This window comes from Streptomyces sp. NPDC032126 (genome assembly GCF_055580085.1).
Window position 1 is genome coordinate 1 of the sequence record NZ_JBVIMA010000014.1, and the last position, 14,336, is coordinate 14,336.

General features: G+C 67.5%; 15 protein-coding genes and 1 pseudogene. 7 read left to right on the forward strand and 9 right to left on the reverse strand.

Annotated elements, in window-relative coordinates; all coding sequences use genetic code 11:
* The first annotated feature begins 468 nt into the window (after positions 1-468).
* The 5 genes and pseudogenes from ACZ5NW_RS35410 (at position 469) to ACZ5NW_RS35430 (ending at position 4,127) form a co-directional block, all read left to right on the forward strand.
* Positions 469-1,335 (forward strand): hypothetical protein, encoded by an 867-nt coding sequence (locus tag ACZ5NW_RS35410; RefSeq protein ID WP_468748141.1) that lies wholly within the window; start codon positions 469-471, stop codon positions 1,333-1,335.
* Between the two features lie 446 nt (positions 1,336-1,781).
* Positions 1,782-1,934: pseudogene (locus tag ACZ5NW_RS35415) on the forward strand (ATP-dependent DNA ligase); the annotation flags it as partial.
* Entirely contained in the window at positions 1,915-2,676 is a 762-nt protein-coding gene (locus tag ACZ5NW_RS35420; protein WP_468748225.1) for an ATP-dependent DNA ligase, read from the forward strand. The pseudogene ACZ5NW_RS35415 and the gene ACZ5NW_RS35420, both read left to right, overlap by 20 nt.
* Positions 2,677-2,823: 147 nt before the next feature.
* The gene (locus tag ACZ5NW_RS35425) at positions 2,824-3,306 is read left to right on the forward strand and encodes a hypothetical protein (RefSeq protein WP_468748142.1); all 483 of its coding nucleotides are present in this window, start codon (positions 2,824-2,826) and stop codon (positions 3,304-3,306) included.
* Positions 3,307-3,407: 101 nt separating this feature from the next.
* The gene (locus ACZ5NW_RS35430) at positions 3,408-4,127 is read left to right on the forward strand and encodes a prepilin peptidase (RefSeq protein ID WP_468748143.1); all 720 of its coding nucleotides are present in this window, start codon (positions 3,408-3,410) and stop codon (positions 4,125-4,127) included.
* Positions 4,128-4,149: 22 nt separating this feature from the next.
* On the opposite strand, the gene ACZ5NW_RS35435 is transcribed toward ACZ5NW_RS35430, so the two are convergent.
* The 7 genes from ACZ5NW_RS35435 to ACZ5NW_RS35465 form a co-directional block, all read right to left on the reverse strand.
* Positions 4,150-4,944, reverse strand: a complete 795-nt coding sequence (locus ACZ5NW_RS35435; RefSeq protein ID WP_468748144.1) for an aminotransferase class IV family protein — start codon at positions 4,942-4,944, stop codon at positions 4,150-4,152.
* A gap of 443 nt (positions 4,945-5,387) precedes the next feature.
* Positions 5,388-5,864, reverse strand: a complete 477-nt coding sequence (locus tag ACZ5NW_RS35440; protein ID WP_468748145.1) for a hypothetical protein — start codon at positions 5,862-5,864, stop codon at positions 5,388-5,390.
* 187 nt (positions 5,865-6,051) lie between these two features.
* Positions 6,052-6,600, reverse strand: a complete 549-nt coding sequence (locus tag ACZ5NW_RS35445) for an NUDIX domain-containing protein (protein WP_468748146.1) — start codon at positions 6,598-6,600, stop codon at positions 6,052-6,054.
* Entirely contained in the window at positions 6,597-7,799 is a 1,203-nt protein-coding gene (locus ACZ5NW_RS35450; protein ID WP_468748147.1) for a hypothetical protein, read from the reverse strand. Before ACZ5NW_RS35450 ends, ACZ5NW_RS35445 begins: the two co-directional genes overlap by 4 nt.
* 47 nt (positions 7,800-7,846) lie before the next feature.
* Positions 7,847-8,332 (reverse strand): PPC domain-containing DNA-binding protein, encoded by a 486-nt coding sequence (locus ACZ5NW_RS35455; RefSeq protein ID WP_468748148.1) that lies wholly within the window; start codon positions 8,330-8,332, stop codon positions 7,847-7,849.
* Positions 8,333-8,362: 30 nt separating this feature from the next.
* A complete protein-coding gene (locus tag ACZ5NW_RS35460; RefSeq protein ID WP_468748149.1) occupies positions 8,363-9,361 on the reverse strand; it encodes an asparaginase in 999 nt (332 codons plus the stop codon).
* Between the two features lie 44 nt (positions 9,362-9,405).
* A complete protein-coding gene (locus tag ACZ5NW_RS35465) occupies positions 9,406-10,899 on the reverse strand; it encodes a hypothetical protein (RefSeq protein WP_468748150.1) in 1,494 nt (497 codons plus the stop codon).
* Between the two features lie 259 nt (positions 10,900-11,158).
* Here ACZ5NW_RS35465 and ACZ5NW_RS35470 point away from each other — a divergent pair, with 259 nt between their 5' ends.
* Together ACZ5NW_RS35470 and ACZ5NW_RS35475 are read left to right on the forward strand one after the other, a co-directional pair.
* Entirely contained in the window at positions 11,159-12,013 is an 855-nt protein-coding gene (locus ACZ5NW_RS35470) for a helix-turn-helix domain-containing protein (protein WP_468748151.1), read from the forward strand.
* A complete protein-coding gene (locus tag ACZ5NW_RS35475; protein WP_468748152.1) occupies positions 12,013-12,258 on the forward strand; it encodes a DUF397 domain-containing protein in 246 nt (81 codons plus the stop codon). Before ACZ5NW_RS35470 ends, ACZ5NW_RS35475 begins: the two co-directional genes overlap by 1 nt.
* Before the next feature lie 131 nt (positions 12,259-12,389).
* Here ACZ5NW_RS35475 and ACZ5NW_RS35480 read toward each other — a convergent pair whose 3' ends face one another.
* Entirely contained in the window at positions 12,390-13,427 is a 1,038-nt protein-coding gene (locus ACZ5NW_RS35480; RefSeq protein WP_468748153.1) for an aldo/keto reductase, read from the reverse strand.
* Positions 13,424-13,882, reverse strand: a complete 459-nt coding sequence (locus ACZ5NW_RS35485) for an ATP-binding protein (RefSeq protein ID WP_468748154.1) — start codon at positions 13,880-13,882, stop codon at positions 13,424-13,426. The genes ACZ5NW_RS35480 and ACZ5NW_RS35485 overlap by 4 nt, the downstream gene beginning before the upstream one ends.
* Positions 13,883-14,336 lie beyond the last annotated feature (454 nt).

Sequence of the window (14,336 nt, forward strand, 5' to 3'; positions counted from 1 at the left end):
CGATCAGCAACGAGTCGAGACTCCCGCCACAGCCGGAATCTCATGCCTGCCCAGCGGAATCCGCACACAGCATTCGGAAAGCGAACGGCCTCTAAAGGCTCCCTCCGTTTCAACTCTATCGAACGTTGATTCGAACATGCGAGTTTCGGACACCGAGGACCAGCCATCTGGCTGCTGTGACTGAGCACTGCATCTGTCCAATGAGCACTGGACCGGCCGCGCTGTGTATTCGAGTTGGCGGGCGGGTTGGCCCTCGTCGAGGCTGAGCTGATGGGGTCAGAGACGGCGTGAGCGCTGGACCGAAAGGGTTTGGCGCGGGGGCCACACGTCGACGATGATCACCTCATGACGACCAGAAAGGGCCATGTCTTCTAGGCGCCCCGGTTCCCTCTCCACCGCACGTGCACCGCCGCCGACGCTAACCGCAGCGCCCGACCGCCGTGACCGCCCATCCAGGAGAGCCCGCCCGTGCAGAAGACTGCCCTCGCTTCCTTCGCCCACCTCCCCCGAACGCACCACGACCGCCACGTCCTGACCAGCACCGTCGACGTCTTCGGCGTCGCCCACTGGCTGCTTGCCGACCGAGCGCCGCAGCCCGGCGGCGATGCCCGGCCCTTCGACGCCCTGGTCGTCTCCGTCCATCCGGGCGGCAACATCGAACTCACCGAGCTGAGCGCCGTGCGGGCCCGCTGGCCGCACCTGGACCGCCTGCCCGACGGCGGGTTCGTCGTCGCAGCATCCCGCACCCGCCGGTACGAGGACGCCGACCAGGTCCAGGTCTTCGACGCGCTCGGCCGCGAGACCTCCTCCTTCTCCGTTGGGGACGCCATCGAGCACCTGCTCGTGGACGAGGCCGGCCACATCTGGGTCGGGCACTTCGACGAAAATCCGGCTGGAATCCGCCGCTGGAGCCCCACAGGCCACATCTACTGGACGTCAGAGGGCGCAAGCATCCCCGGCCTCTTCGACTGCTACGCCCTGAACGTGTCGGGCACCACCGCCTGGGCGTGCACGTACACGGACTTCCCGCTCGTCGAGATACGCCCCGACCGCCCCGACCGGCCCGTGAGGGTTTGGCCGAACCAGGTACGGGGCGCCAAGGCAGTGGCCGTCCACGGCGAGCGGGTCGCCTTCTACGGCGGCTACGGCGAAGAGGCGGACCGGCTCACCCGCGGAGAGCTCACCGAAGCATCCGTCCACCCAACGGACGTCGGCCTGCTCACCCTGCCCGACGGCCACCTCCCCGGCCGCCGCCGCGCCGTCGGCCGAGGAAGCAGGATCTACGTCCAGGCCGAGCCGTTCACCGCGTGGGGCGTGTTCGACCTCAGCAGCTGAGCCCCCCGAATGGAGTTGCCGCAGCGCGTGCCAGCGAGGATCCAGACGGTCTTCGACGCGCAGGCGCCCGGCGCTCTTCTACTGCGCTGGCCTCTAACGTCACCTGGGGGCCAATTCTGTGCATCGGAGTTGTCCATCCGTGCCAGGCACCGTGCTCGGTCACAGCTGCCGCGACGGGAGGCCGGCTGGGGTGAAGGCGGTGCCGAGGCCGCAGTGGTGCGGCCGCCGCGATAGCTCTCGGGCCTGCGGCAGCGTCCTCCCCGGGCCTCGCCCGCCTCCGGCTGGGCCCGCCGAGTACCCCTGCCCGAGGCGGTCATCGGGGAAAGACTGTGCGCGGGCAGGCAAGGTGCGAAGAGCGTAGGACTGGACGGGTGCACCTTTCACCGCCGGTCGAGCCGATGCTGGCACGCTCCGTGACGACTCTGCCGCCATCCGGGCCCAGGCCCATGCTCTTCGAGCAGAAGGCCGACGGGTTCCATGTCCTTGTGTTCACCGGTCCCGAGCCGTACCTCCAGTCCAGGCGAGGCGCCGACCTTCGCCCGGCCTTCCCGGAGCTCGCCCGTGCCGCGGCCGCGCTCGGTGTCGAGGCAGTCGTCGACGCCGAGTTGGTGGTCTGGCACGACGGCAGGCTGGACTTCACGGCCCTTCAGCACCGAGCCCGGCTCCCGCGGGCCCCGCGCAGAACTCGCCGCCCGCGATCAGCCCGCCCACCTGATCACGTTCGATCTGCTCGAGGTCTCCGGCGCCGTCCTCATGGACCAGCCCCTGCATCAGCGCAGGAGGGCACTGGAAAGCCATTTCGCATCCCTGGAGCTCGCAGCGCCCTGGGCGCTGTGCCCACAGACCGCCGACGCCGCAACAGCCCGCACATGGCTGGATCCGGCCTGGGGAGCAGCCGGCGTCGAAGGCCTCATGATCAAGGATTCCGGCTCCCGGTACCGGCCCGGGGAGCGCGGGTGGCTGAAGCTGAGGACGCGCATGACAGCGGAAGGCATCATCGGTGCGGTCACCGGCACCGCGCACGCCCCCCGCAGCCTCTTGCTCGGCCGGCTCGACGCGACCGGCCGTCTCCGGCTGATCGCCCGCTCCACACCGCTGCCTCGCACGGCGGCGCTCGAGCTGGGCGCGGTGCTGCGCCCGGCGGGAGCCGAGCACTCCTGGTGGGGCCGGGAGCTCTCGGCGGGCTGGAGAACGAAGGAGCTGCTGGTCTTTGAGCCCGTCATGCCCGAGCACGTCGCCGAAGTCGACGCCGATACAGCGCTTGACCTGGGCCGACACCGCCACCCGGTGCGCTACCTGAGGCTGCGGGACGACATGGCTCCCGGAGACATAAGGGAGTGACCGCCGCTCGCCGGACCGCTCTCGTGCTGCGCCCTCGGGTCGGAGAGTGAGAGCCGAGTCACAGCCGTAGCGCCCAATCGTGGACTACGGCGCGCCTCTCACCTAGTCATGATCAGAACTCCACTCGCGACCAGGAGGAGTTCCGCTGTGCCGGTCCTGCGCCAGATCACCACATGCACCGCGCCGTCGACCGTCGTCATCAAGCGCCGCACCCGGGCACGGGGCCGGACGGTGGACTACCGGCTCGAGGTCTGCCACCGCCATCGGTGGCTGGCGAGCAACTGGACCGGGCGCCGCGGTGCCGGCGGCGCGGGAGGCCGGTGTGGCACCGTCACGGACTACCGGCCCTTCGCCGCGATCGTGCAGTCCCATGCTGACTTGTGGCTCCGGGCGTTAACCACGAACGGTCCCGAGGACCACGACGGTGACCTCGCGGCCGCGCTCCGCGCGGGATTCGAGTGGCTGACCACTTACCGGGAGCCGACCGGCGTGGCGATGGCACTGGAGCACGCGGCTCGGGTCGCCGAGGCGACCGCAGCCGGCACCCTTGAGCCGGCAGAGGGCCAGGTGCAGGTCCTGGCCGCGCTCAGCCTGGCGGAAACGCTCGACGCCGGCTCACGGGGAGCATGAGCCGACGCCGTGCGACCGCATGTGCCGTCACATGCGGGCCGTAGGGTCGAAGCCGACCGGCCCGTCACGGGGAGGCCAGGCCGTGCACGTAGGAGTCTAGTTTGTCTGCCCTCAGCGTTGCCCTGACAGCCGCTGTCGGAGCCCTGGCCGGTGCTGCGGCCCGCCCAGTGGTCTTCGCACGCTCCGTCCCGGCGGCCGCGCCCGCACGCAGCGACTGCCCGCACTGTGGCAGCGGCGTCCTCGGACACCGGCTGCCGGTGCTGCCCGTCTCCGGGCGCTGCCCGGCATGCGCCCAGGCGATCGGGCCGGGCGCCTTCACGCCGGAGGCGGCAGCCGCCGTGGCGTTCGCCGTGATCGCGGCGGGCGGGGCGAGCGGCTGGGTCGCCGCCGCCCAGTACTGGGTCGCCGCGTGCGGTGTCGCACTCGCCCTGATCGATGTCGCCGTGCAAAGGCTCCCTGACGTGCTCACCCTTCCCGCCTTGTGCGGGACGTTCCTCCTGCTCACCGCGGCCCAACTGGCGGACGAGCACGGGAGCCTGGGCCGCGCGGCCGCCGCTGCTGCCGTGCTCACCGCCGTCTTCCTCCTCATCGCATTCACCAGTGCCATGGGGCTCGGCGACGTCAAGCTCGCACCGGCCCTTGGGGCGCTCCTGGGCTGGAGTAGCTGGACAGCTTTGTTCTGGGGAGCAGCCGCGGGCTTCGTCATCGGCGCGATCTTGGAGGTGGCGCGGATAGCAGTCGGCCGTGCCCGCCGCACGCATGTGTCTTTCGGCCCCTACATGGTCGCCGGAGCCCTCGCTGTTTCGATCACCGCGGCCTGACCGCTGGCCTCATAGTCGCGTCCTACAGGTTCTCGCCGGGGATCGACAGGTACGTCTCCTGGAGCTGCCGCAGGACAGGGTGCTCCACGGCGAACTCGGTGTCGTCGATGGCGGCCAGGGGGCGGACCCCGATCGACGTGTTTGTGGCGAAGGCTGCGGCCATGCCCTTGGCCTGTTCCAGGGTGATGGCGGCAACGCGATGCTCGGCGTACTGCTGTAGAAGAGCCATCGTGACGCCGGGGAGTACGGGCGCATTCGGCCACACGACCGTGCCGTCCTGGTCGATAAACGCTACGTTCCAGGTGCCGCCCTCGGAGACGAGTCCATCCCGTCTGACGAACAGAGCGTCGTCGAAGCCGGCCCGTTGGGCTGTAGCGCGGCTGTGCAGAGCACCGAACAGGCCGACATGCTTCACCTCGGGCAGGTCGCGCTCGAACACTATGCTCTTGGCGCGCAGCGGCTGCGGGGGCAAGGCGCCGGCCTTGCGGGACGTCACCAGGACGTGTGGCTCGTGGGCATCTGCGGGGCGCCCCATGTCCACCGTCGGATCAAAAATCGTGACGCGAACGACGCAAGGGAGCTGATGGCCCTCCAGGGCCTGCCGGACGCAGTGGCGGACATGACGGGTGTCCAGGTCTACGTGCCACACGTGCTTGCAGTCCCGTGCGAGGCGCTCGAGGTGCATCGACAGGCCCCGGATGCTGCCGTCATCGGAGACACGCATGGACGTGAAGTGCCCGGTGTTGGCCAGTGCCAGGCTGAGCAAGTCGTCTACGGATGCGGGCTTTCCATCAAGAGTTGCCATGCGATCCAGCATGTCAGCACCCCTTGTCGGCGTACATGTGAACGTGCCCAGTCACGTACGGATGGACGTGCTCAGTTTGTGAGGTGCGGTGAGCCGTTGCTGGGCAGTCTGCTGCTGATCTGTACGGGCGGCAGAGAGCGGCTCGTTATGGTTTTCGGCCCTCATCGGTGGTTGGAGCTTCGCCGGTTTGGCGGTCTGTATGAGTCTGGTGCGGTCAGCCTGTCGGAGATCGCGAAGGAGACCGGGCTGAACCGTCGGACGGTCCGGAAGTACCTGTCGGCCCAGGCCCCGGTGGCGCCGCCGCGGCGGGCGACCAGTGGTCGGGCACGCCCGCGGGTGATAGATGAGGTTGTCCCGCTGATCGACGCCCGGCCCCAGCCACCGGCTCAAGAACCGGCTCGCCGCCATCGAACGGGACACCCAAGTGGCCTGACCAGCGAGAACGGCGGCGTCCATCACCGGATAACCGAAATCTCCGGCAGCGGCTGCTGCCATTCACCCAGCTCGGCAACGAGTACCCGGCGGGCCAGCCGCCGGGCCTGACTCCACCCCTCATCGACGGACAACGCGTCCTTCGTCCATCGATCAGCGTTCTCCGCACCGCTCATCCCACTAAGAACAGCGTCGATCTCCTGCAGGTCAGGCAAACGACCGCAACCGAGTTGCCCTTCATCCGCCAAGGCTTCAGCCATACCAAAGGCGTGCTCGAAGTCCAGGGCTATCTCATCCGTCGCCACGTCGTGCTTGGTCAACCAGGCAACCTGGGACGGGGCATCAGCAGCCAGCACGACCAGCGACTCAAACAACAAGCGCCGACGGAACAAAGGACCAGGACTCTCCATAACACGATCGTCGCACGCGTCCACCTGCCCGAACCCACAAACGAACACCTGGCTGAGCACGTTCGTCCGTACTTCCTTGAGCACGTTCACCAGTACGCCGACACCCCTCGCTTCGGTGGCGCTCCGAGCCGAGTAACTGACGGGACAACGTCACTTGAAAATGCGTCACTGTCCGATGCTCGCTGGTCACCGGGCGAACGCGGTCGGTGATCTGCGCCATCCGTCTCAGCCGCACATACCCGCCTGGACGTCCCGGGTTCAGGCAGCAAGTGGCTGCTCAACCAGACAGCGTTTCTGAGGAGTTCCAGGCGGGGACGCCGTCTCGTAGGTACCGGGGGATTCCGTCAACGAGGGCACCGAGTGCTTGGGTCGTTCGTGCGCGCTGCCGTTTCGGGAGGAGGCGGAGGGCTTCATCGGGCGGGAAGAACCGGAAGCCATTGAGCTCGTCGTCCTTGATGGATAGCTTCTCGACTCGGTCATTCGGTAGGACACCGCCGTCGAAGACGAAGGCGAGGAGGTCATCCCACGGGCCGTGGGGACCCACCCAGTCCATGCAGAGTAGGCCGCGCATCTGGACGCAGTCGGCTTCGAGCCCGAGTTCTTCGCGGAGTTCCCTCGCGACAGTGTCGAGAGGTTCCTCGTTGGCCTCAGCCATGCCGCCAGGCAGATCCCACCCCTCCTTGTAGGCCGGGTCGACCAGGAGCACGTGTCCTTGGTCGTTTCGGATCAGGGCGTCCGCGACCACGCGTTTCCGGGCCTGCTTGGCGTTGCCCTCAGCGAGGTACACATCACGACCGGGATCTCCCGGTTGAGGTGCGTTGCTCACACCTGAGACCCTTCCGTGACGATGAGGCTGGCCAGCAGCAATCTACGGTGCCGGGCCACGACGGTCATATGGTCAAGGACTTCTTTGACGTGTCTGGAGCTGGCGTACGGCTCGAGTGCGGTCCGAAGTTCCGCAAGGTCCCGGCTGATGCGGATGGAGCCCAGCGATTGGCAGGTTTGCAGTAGGTCGTGGGTGACGGCACAGGCCGCGTCCACCTGGTCTTGCGCGATCAGTGACTGGGCGAGCGTGATCTGCCCGAGGCTACGGCTACGGGCCCGGCTGGCGTCGCGGAGCTTGAGGGCACGGTTCGCCTCGGCGGTGGCCGCCGCAAGGATTCGTAGGTCGAGCAGGATGGATGCGGCTTCGCTCGCTAGTGCCGCGGCGTCGAAGGGGGCCACCCAGTCCGGCACGAGCGCTGTGTCGGCAGCGGCTAGTTCCTCGCGTGCCGAGTCCAAGCACTGCTGTGCCTGCTTGGCGTAGCCGCCGCGCGCGAGCGCCCGGGCCTTCATGGCGTGAAGTCGCGCTGCCAGCACCGGCACAGGCTCGGCGGCACGGAGCCGGTCCAGCCCACTGCGTGCAAGTTCGACCGCTTGGTCGGCGTTGCCTCCTTGGAGGGCCAGGTGGCTCATGCCGGCTTCCACATTGGCGGCGACAGACGGGTCGCTGGCTGCTTGGCCGAAACGGAGAGCACTGAGGAAGTGTCCCTGGGCAACGGTGTCGCGCCCCGAGTCGTGTGCCATCCAGCCGGCCATCTCCGTCAACACTGCCGCATCGCGGAACGCCTCTACGCCTTGGACGGCGCCGAGACCGATGAGGCTGGTGGTGACTTCGGTGCGGAGGTAGAGCAGAAGCGAGTTGTAGACGTGGCCGCCGCCGAGTTGGCGGTCGGCGAGCCGGAAGGACGCCATCGCGTCGAGGTGAGGCGACAGCGCCTTTTCCTGCTCCTGTCGTGGTGGAGCGGGGCGCGGCGGGCCGAAGAGGACCTCTGCGGGTTCGCCCAGGAGGTGCTCCAGGACTCTGCAGGTGTCGGCCCGGGGAGTGCCCTGGATGTCCCCGTCCATCCAGCGGTCCCAGGCGCTCCGCGAGACCATCGCCGTCGCGAGACGGGGATTCTCGTCCAGTTGAGCCACTTCATGGGCGGCGCGTACAAAGTGGGAGCAGAACGACTCGAAGAGGTGCAGGCGTCGTTGGTGGACCACCTGGCGAAATCGAGTAGCTCTGCGCATGGCTGTCGACGCCGTCGCCGCTAGTTGTGAGGGCCGAAGCCGAGGATGGGTACTTCCCCACCGAACAGGTGTGGGTCCCGGCTTCGGGTCAGTGCTGGCCCATCCGTGGCTCCGATCACCTCCACCACGGGGATCTCGCAGATGAACTGGACGGTGGCGCCGAGAAGGTGGGAGACGCGCCCGTCGGCGGAGGCGTCCTTGATGCCGGCTGCGACGTGGATGTGTGGCGCCAGCTGGCCCTTTTCGGCGTCCCAGGCGAGCGTGCCACCACCGAGGGCCTCGAGATGTTCTACCTCGACCTCTTCCCACAGGGGAGCGTCCGGGTTCTCGAGGGGCTTGCAGTCGCCGACGAGTCGCGCAGTGCGGAAGCCCCCGACGAAGGAGGGGATGTAGCCCGACCGAATGTCGTGCTTGGCGCACGCTTCGGCCAGGCCGGCGTAGAAGTCCTCGCCGTGTTCGAGGACAACCATGATCTGGCGGCGGGCGGTGAGCTCAGTGGAGCGCATGACGGAATCTCCGAGGGGTGCGGTCGTGGGTCACCGGCAGGTGGCGAAGGCGGCTTCGATGTCAGCGCGGGAGCTATTCGCAGCAAGGTGGGCGCTGAGCAGCAGCCGGGCCTTGAAGGGGTCGAGAGTGCCGGCGCCGATCAGTCCCCTGGCGAGCAGGTCGCTTTCCGATCCAGCAAACCCGTAGGTGCTCGTGAGCACGGAACCGGTGCCGATCCGGGAAGCAAGGACCACCGGAATCGTATCGACGAGTGCTTCGAGCCTGTCACACCAAGAGGCCGGAACATGGCCTACGCCGAAGGCGGCGATCACGAGACCTTGGACTGTGTCCTTGAGTGTGTCAAGGAGAGCGCCGTCGCTTCCGAGTGCGGCGGTGACCACCTCGACACGGGGCTGCGGGCCGCCGGGCCAAGGAACGGACGGTGTGCGCTGTCCGCGGTTGTGGATGCGAGGGGTGCCCTCCACAACGTGTCCGATGGGCCCGGCGTTCGGGGACGCGAAGGCGGTGATGCTGGTCGTGTGCATCTTGCGCACGTGCCGGGCGGCGTGGATCTCATCGCCGAAGACGACCAGGACTCCGAGGCCGCGGGCCTTCGTTGAGGCGGCAGTTTGTACTGCGGCGAGGATGTTGGCTGGCCCGTCGGCGCCCGGGAGGCTCGCATGGCGCATGGCGCCGGTGAAGACCACGGGGATGTCGCCACGGTAGTACAGGTCTGCCAGGAAGGCGCTCTCCTCGATCGTGTCGGTGCCCTGGGTTACCACCACGCCTCGGACGCCCTCGGCCTCGGTCTTTGCGATGTGCTCCACCAGGGCAACGATGTCTGCGGGAGTCAGTGAGGCGCCTGGGAGCTGTCGGAAGTCCTCCACCGTGATCCGCGAAGCGCTACGCAGATCAGGAACGGCGTCGACCAGGTCGGCTCCGGTTAGGCTCGGCGTCGCGCCCCCCGCCTGGGAACTGCGTGTCATGGCAACGGTTCCGCCGAGAGTGATCACTTCGACGGTGTCGTTCGTGCTGGAGGAGGCTGGCACAGGAGCCCTTTCAGATTCGCGGCGGCGGAGGAGCGTAAACAGTTTCAGATTCTGGGGGCGAAGGTGCCGAGGAACGACAGTGCATCGTCGAGGCCGTCACTCGTGAGCAGGCGGCTCCGCGTCCGGACGAGGCCGGCGACACCGTGCTCGGCCACTTCTCGGCATCGTGTGGTGATCCACTCCCAGTCGATGTCCAAGTAGCGAGCGAGCTCTTCCAGGCGCCCCTTCGGGTCGGGGCTGATGAGGATGTTGATCTCTTCGGCATCGCCGAAGGCGGTGCGATACGAGCGAAGATCCCCGCGACTGCTGGTGGTGCTGGCGGCCCACAACGCCTCTCCGGTACGCACCCAGTTGGCGACGACGGCCTTCTGGCCGGGGATGAATGCGACACCGTCCATGTCGGCGTAGGCGGGGTTTGTAACGAGTCGGACGCGGATGCCGTGGCGTTCCATGAGGGCAATGGCGAGCAACAGCAGGATGCGTTCGTGGCGCTCGGTGCGGGTGACGGCAGCCTCGGGGACGCAGAAGACACGGGAGGTCGTCTGGCCGCCGTCGAGGAAGCGGCCCATGCGCCGCAGATAGTCGATCTTGTGGGAAAAGATCATCCAGGGTGCTGCCTCGGCGCCGCGTTGTTCGCGCGTCCAAAATGCGGGAATCTCTCCGGCGCTTTGGAGTTCCCGCTCGATGTAGTGGGCGCAGAATGCTGACCCCCACCAGCTGGACCCCGCAGAGGTCAGTTCCAGCAGCTGTCGGTTGGGGGCAGAGCGCGGGAGCGCGAGGTAGGTGTCGAGGTTATGGCTCTCGGCGTCGAGGGCCTGGTCGTCGGCGAGGAGACCGTCGTCCAGTTGTGTGAGGGACCAGAGAATTCCGTAGGTGAGGTCGTCGAGGAGGTACGCCCTGGGGATGGAAACGGGATTGCTGCGGGCGGAGGCGACAGCCTGGGCACGCCTTGCCGATGCGGCGTCAAGTACGTACAACCCGTAGTCCTGGGCATGCTCTGCCACGCCGAGAAGGAAGCCGCGGCGGGCCGCGGGCCGTAAGAACTGTTTCAGGCCTTCGTCCGAGTCGAGGACCCGTACCTCGTCGCCGTCCTCCTCGTGTACGGCGGTCATGACCTGTACAGCGGCGGCGGTACCGGCCAGGGAGTCCCGGCCGGTGAGCTCCCACATCCCTGCGGCTCCGGTAGCCGGCACGATGAGGCGCGATGTGGAGGGCCAGCGGTCGTCAATCACCGCCGCCGCTTCGGTGGTCGGCTGGCGAAGCTCGGCAGGTGTACGGGCCGGGCTGAACAGTTCGTCCGTGCCGTGGCCGAAGATGTGCTCCAGGATTTGAGCCGCTTCTGACCGCGGCCGGCCACAATAGGTGGGCTGCGCCCAGCGTTCGAACGTGGTGCGACCGACGCTTGCGGTGGCAAGGCGACGCTGGCCCGTAAGCTCCGCCAAAGCCCGCCCGCCAGCCGTGAAGTGGATGCAGAACTCTTCCCAGCTGTCCCAGCCACGTCGCTTCAGCTCAACGTGGAACAACGTGGGGCGGCCCATGGTGCGGCCCTCCTCGGACGAAGGCGGGGGGACGAGCTGAGACCGGCACAGCCAGCGGCACATGCCACAAGCCGCGACGAATCTCGTACGCATCGTGACCCTCGCTAGGATGCGCCTGCCGACGGGGAGTTAGCAACATGAGTGAGCAAATTGCTGAAGACATTTGTTGTCGGGAGCCCGGCGAGAAGGCACACTAACCGGCATGTCGCCCGGTAACGAGGCTCCGTCGTCACTGACGCTCCGTGAAGTAGGCGCGCGCATGGAGGAGTTGCGCGAGCGCCATGGCCTGACGCTGGCCAAGGTCTCCGCGCTGCTCGTGGAGCAGGAACCGCCGCGCAGACTGGGGCCCAGTCAGCTGAGCCGCATCGAGCACGGCCAGCGCAAGCGCTTCGCCCAGGAGACGGCGCTGGCGCAGGCGATCCTTGATTGCATCGGAGCGGAGCCCGCCGAGCGGGACGAGATCCTCGCGCTGCTGAGCTCCGATAGCCCCTCCACCCGTCCACGGCCGGCTCTTTGGCGACGCAATGCCGGAGTCCTCGGGCCGATGAACTTCGAGGGGTTCCTCGCCCTGGAGCAGAAGGCGACACTGTTCCGCACCTATCAGCCGCGGATCGTCCCCGGCCGGCTTCAGACCCGGCAATATGCGCTTCACGTCATCGGGCGCATGCGTCCCGATCTGCGCCCTGCCGAAGTGAAGGCACTCGTCGACATCCGCATGGACCGTCAGAGGCGAAACGCCGGCAGCGCACTCAGCGACTTCCAGGCCCTGATCGACGAGGACTGTCTACGTCGCACCCTCATGGACAAGGCCGTCCTCGAGGAGCAGCTGGAACGACTGGTCGACGAGTCCGAGCAGCCCAGATGCACGATCAGGATCCTGCCCGGTGCGGACACCATCGGTGTCCACCCCGGCGTCGCGGGCGGATTCGTACTGATGGATTTCCCCGGGCCTGCGCGGTCCGTCGTATGGCTCGAGAGCATGGTCAGCTCGGGGTATGTCGACGAGGAGCTGTACACGGACCGCTACGCCGCGGTGTTCACCGACCTCTGGAACCAAGCGCTGGAGCCAGAGGAGACCCTCGTGCGCCTCAAGAAAATGTTGAAGGAGTTGTAGTGACCGTGCAGTCGCAGAGGCCCGACCTCTCCAAGCTGGATTTGTCCCGTCTGGAGGGGACGGTGTCGTCCTACAGCGGCGGGGGTGGGGACTGTGTGAGGGTTGGCCGAATGGGCGACTGGATCCTGGTCAGCGACACCAAGTGCACCGACCGCCAGCCCCTGCTGTATCCCCTGGACGGAGCTCGGGCCTGGATTCAGAGCGTGAAGGACGGTGCGTTCGACCCGATCGCAGGCTTGGACTGACGTACGAAGTGACCCCTTGGGGTCGGCTGGCCGCCACGCCAGTTGAGGCCGACGCCCCCGGATCTGTGCCCGTCTCAACGGCAGGAACACCACCCGTTCAGGCCGACTGTCGGCCGAAAACCTTGTCCGGCTCAGCCGAGCCCCCCGACTCGCTCGTGCATGACAGGCCGTCCCGCTAGCATCTGCAGGCTGAGCCTCATGCGGGCGAAGACGGCATCGATCTGATCAACCTCGTCTTGAGAGAGCGAGCCGGGCAAGGCATCGAAGCACTGCTCAATCAGGTGTTCTTCCGTGACACCGACGGCGACGAGCGCATGGGGCGCCTGCTGGAGGCTCGACCGCAGCAAGAGCGGGGCCAAGCTACCGTGCCCGGATCCGAATAGCCCGGCCAGCTCCCGCAGGCCGCCCTCTACAACGGCGGCAGCCGCCTCGGGACAAACACCTTGCCCGCAAAGTGCCCCCAGCGCTCTGCGGTTGCGCTGGCCGGCGAGCATTCCGTGCCCGAGCGGGGAAGCAACGACCAGTCCCAGGCCCCTTCGCGCGGTGAACTCGCTCAGGTTCTCGCCCTCCTCCAGAATGGCTGTGGGCAGGAGGCCGTTTGCCTGGGCCCACACGATGTCGGGCTGGATCTCCTCGACCAGCCAAAGGAAGCGCCGTATCTGGTGGGCGCTGTCAGCGCTGGTGGGGCCTCGGAGGCCGATTGCCCGGATCTGCTCAAGGTCGCGCATGGCGCGCATCTGCGCGATCACGGGGCCGAGGTACATATCTCCCGGGCCGAAGTCGTATGAGTCCAGCACGTAGACGGTTAGATCGTCTCGGTACAGATTCTCCAGGGTCTGCTCCAGCTGGTGGCGGACCCTCGGGCCGGCGTACGGGTGTGGGGCGGAACCACGGAGCCGCCCGACCTTGCTGATGGCGTGTACCCCATAGCGACGGTATTCCCGAAATACCTTCCCGACCAGCCGTTCAGCATGTCCGTCGCCGTGGGCATCGGAGGTGTCGACGAACGACGCTCCCAATTCAATCGCCCTGCGTAGACCTCTGAGGATCTGCCCGTCATCGGCAATCTGCTCAGGGGAGTCCCAGCGCGTGGTCCCTGTGCTGACGCCCAGCGGGCCGAGACTCAGTCCGGGGGTGAGGTCTCTGGGGCGCAGGTCGCAGCCCTTCATCGCCCTTCCCCGGCCTGCTGGTGAAGAAACAGTGCCACGACGCTCTTGCCCATGTCGGTCGGCCGCACGCCCCACGAGCTCGCCAGAGTGTTAATCAGGAAGAGGCCGCGCCCTCCCTCGTCCTCGAGTGCCGGCTCCTTCGGCTCACACGAAATGGCGGTGATGTCGCGCCCGCTGTCTTCGACTTGGACAACTGCCCCCCATTCGTACACGTCCACGGCCATCCTTATCGGCTTGCCGGCCTCGACGTGCTGGTGAGCATTTCCCACCAGCTCGTCGGCGACCAGGACGATGACGTCCGTCCACGAGTCGTTCGCGTCGGCGAGTACCTTGTGGACGAGGTGGCGGGCGACTACCTGGGGGGCCAATAGGCCAGTGAGGTCGGCCTCGGCGTGTGCGAGGGGCTCGCCACGCAGGGCGGCAGCGCTCGCCGAGGTTGTAGCGGGGATGGGCATGCCCTCGTCTCCTGGTTGCTCTGAGACGCCCGGGGGCGTGGACCGGAGTAGTCCTCTGGACCACGTTGGCTCATGGCAGATCGGCGCGGTACACGAGAAGGCACCCCACTTCACCCCACTTGGATGAGTGCGCTGGGCCGCCTCCTGGCCGCCAGGGAGATGAATTACCCCAATTGCCTGGTCTTCTCGCGGTCGGCGCGCGACCGGAGGCGTTCGGCACGTCGCCGCACCGCCGCAGAGTTCACCCGCCCGCAGCACCAGGCCCGCTCAGGGGGATCTGACCAGCCGCAACGCCACGCCTGCACGCCGCGTCCCGGACCCGCTCGGCCGCATTCAGAGGGCTAGCTGCACGCAACGGTCAAGCCACTTCAGCGAAGTGGGGTGAAGTGGGGTGCTGGACTCATCAGGCGGCCGGGCACCCGATCCGAACGGGGAGCGCTCGGCAGAGTATCCC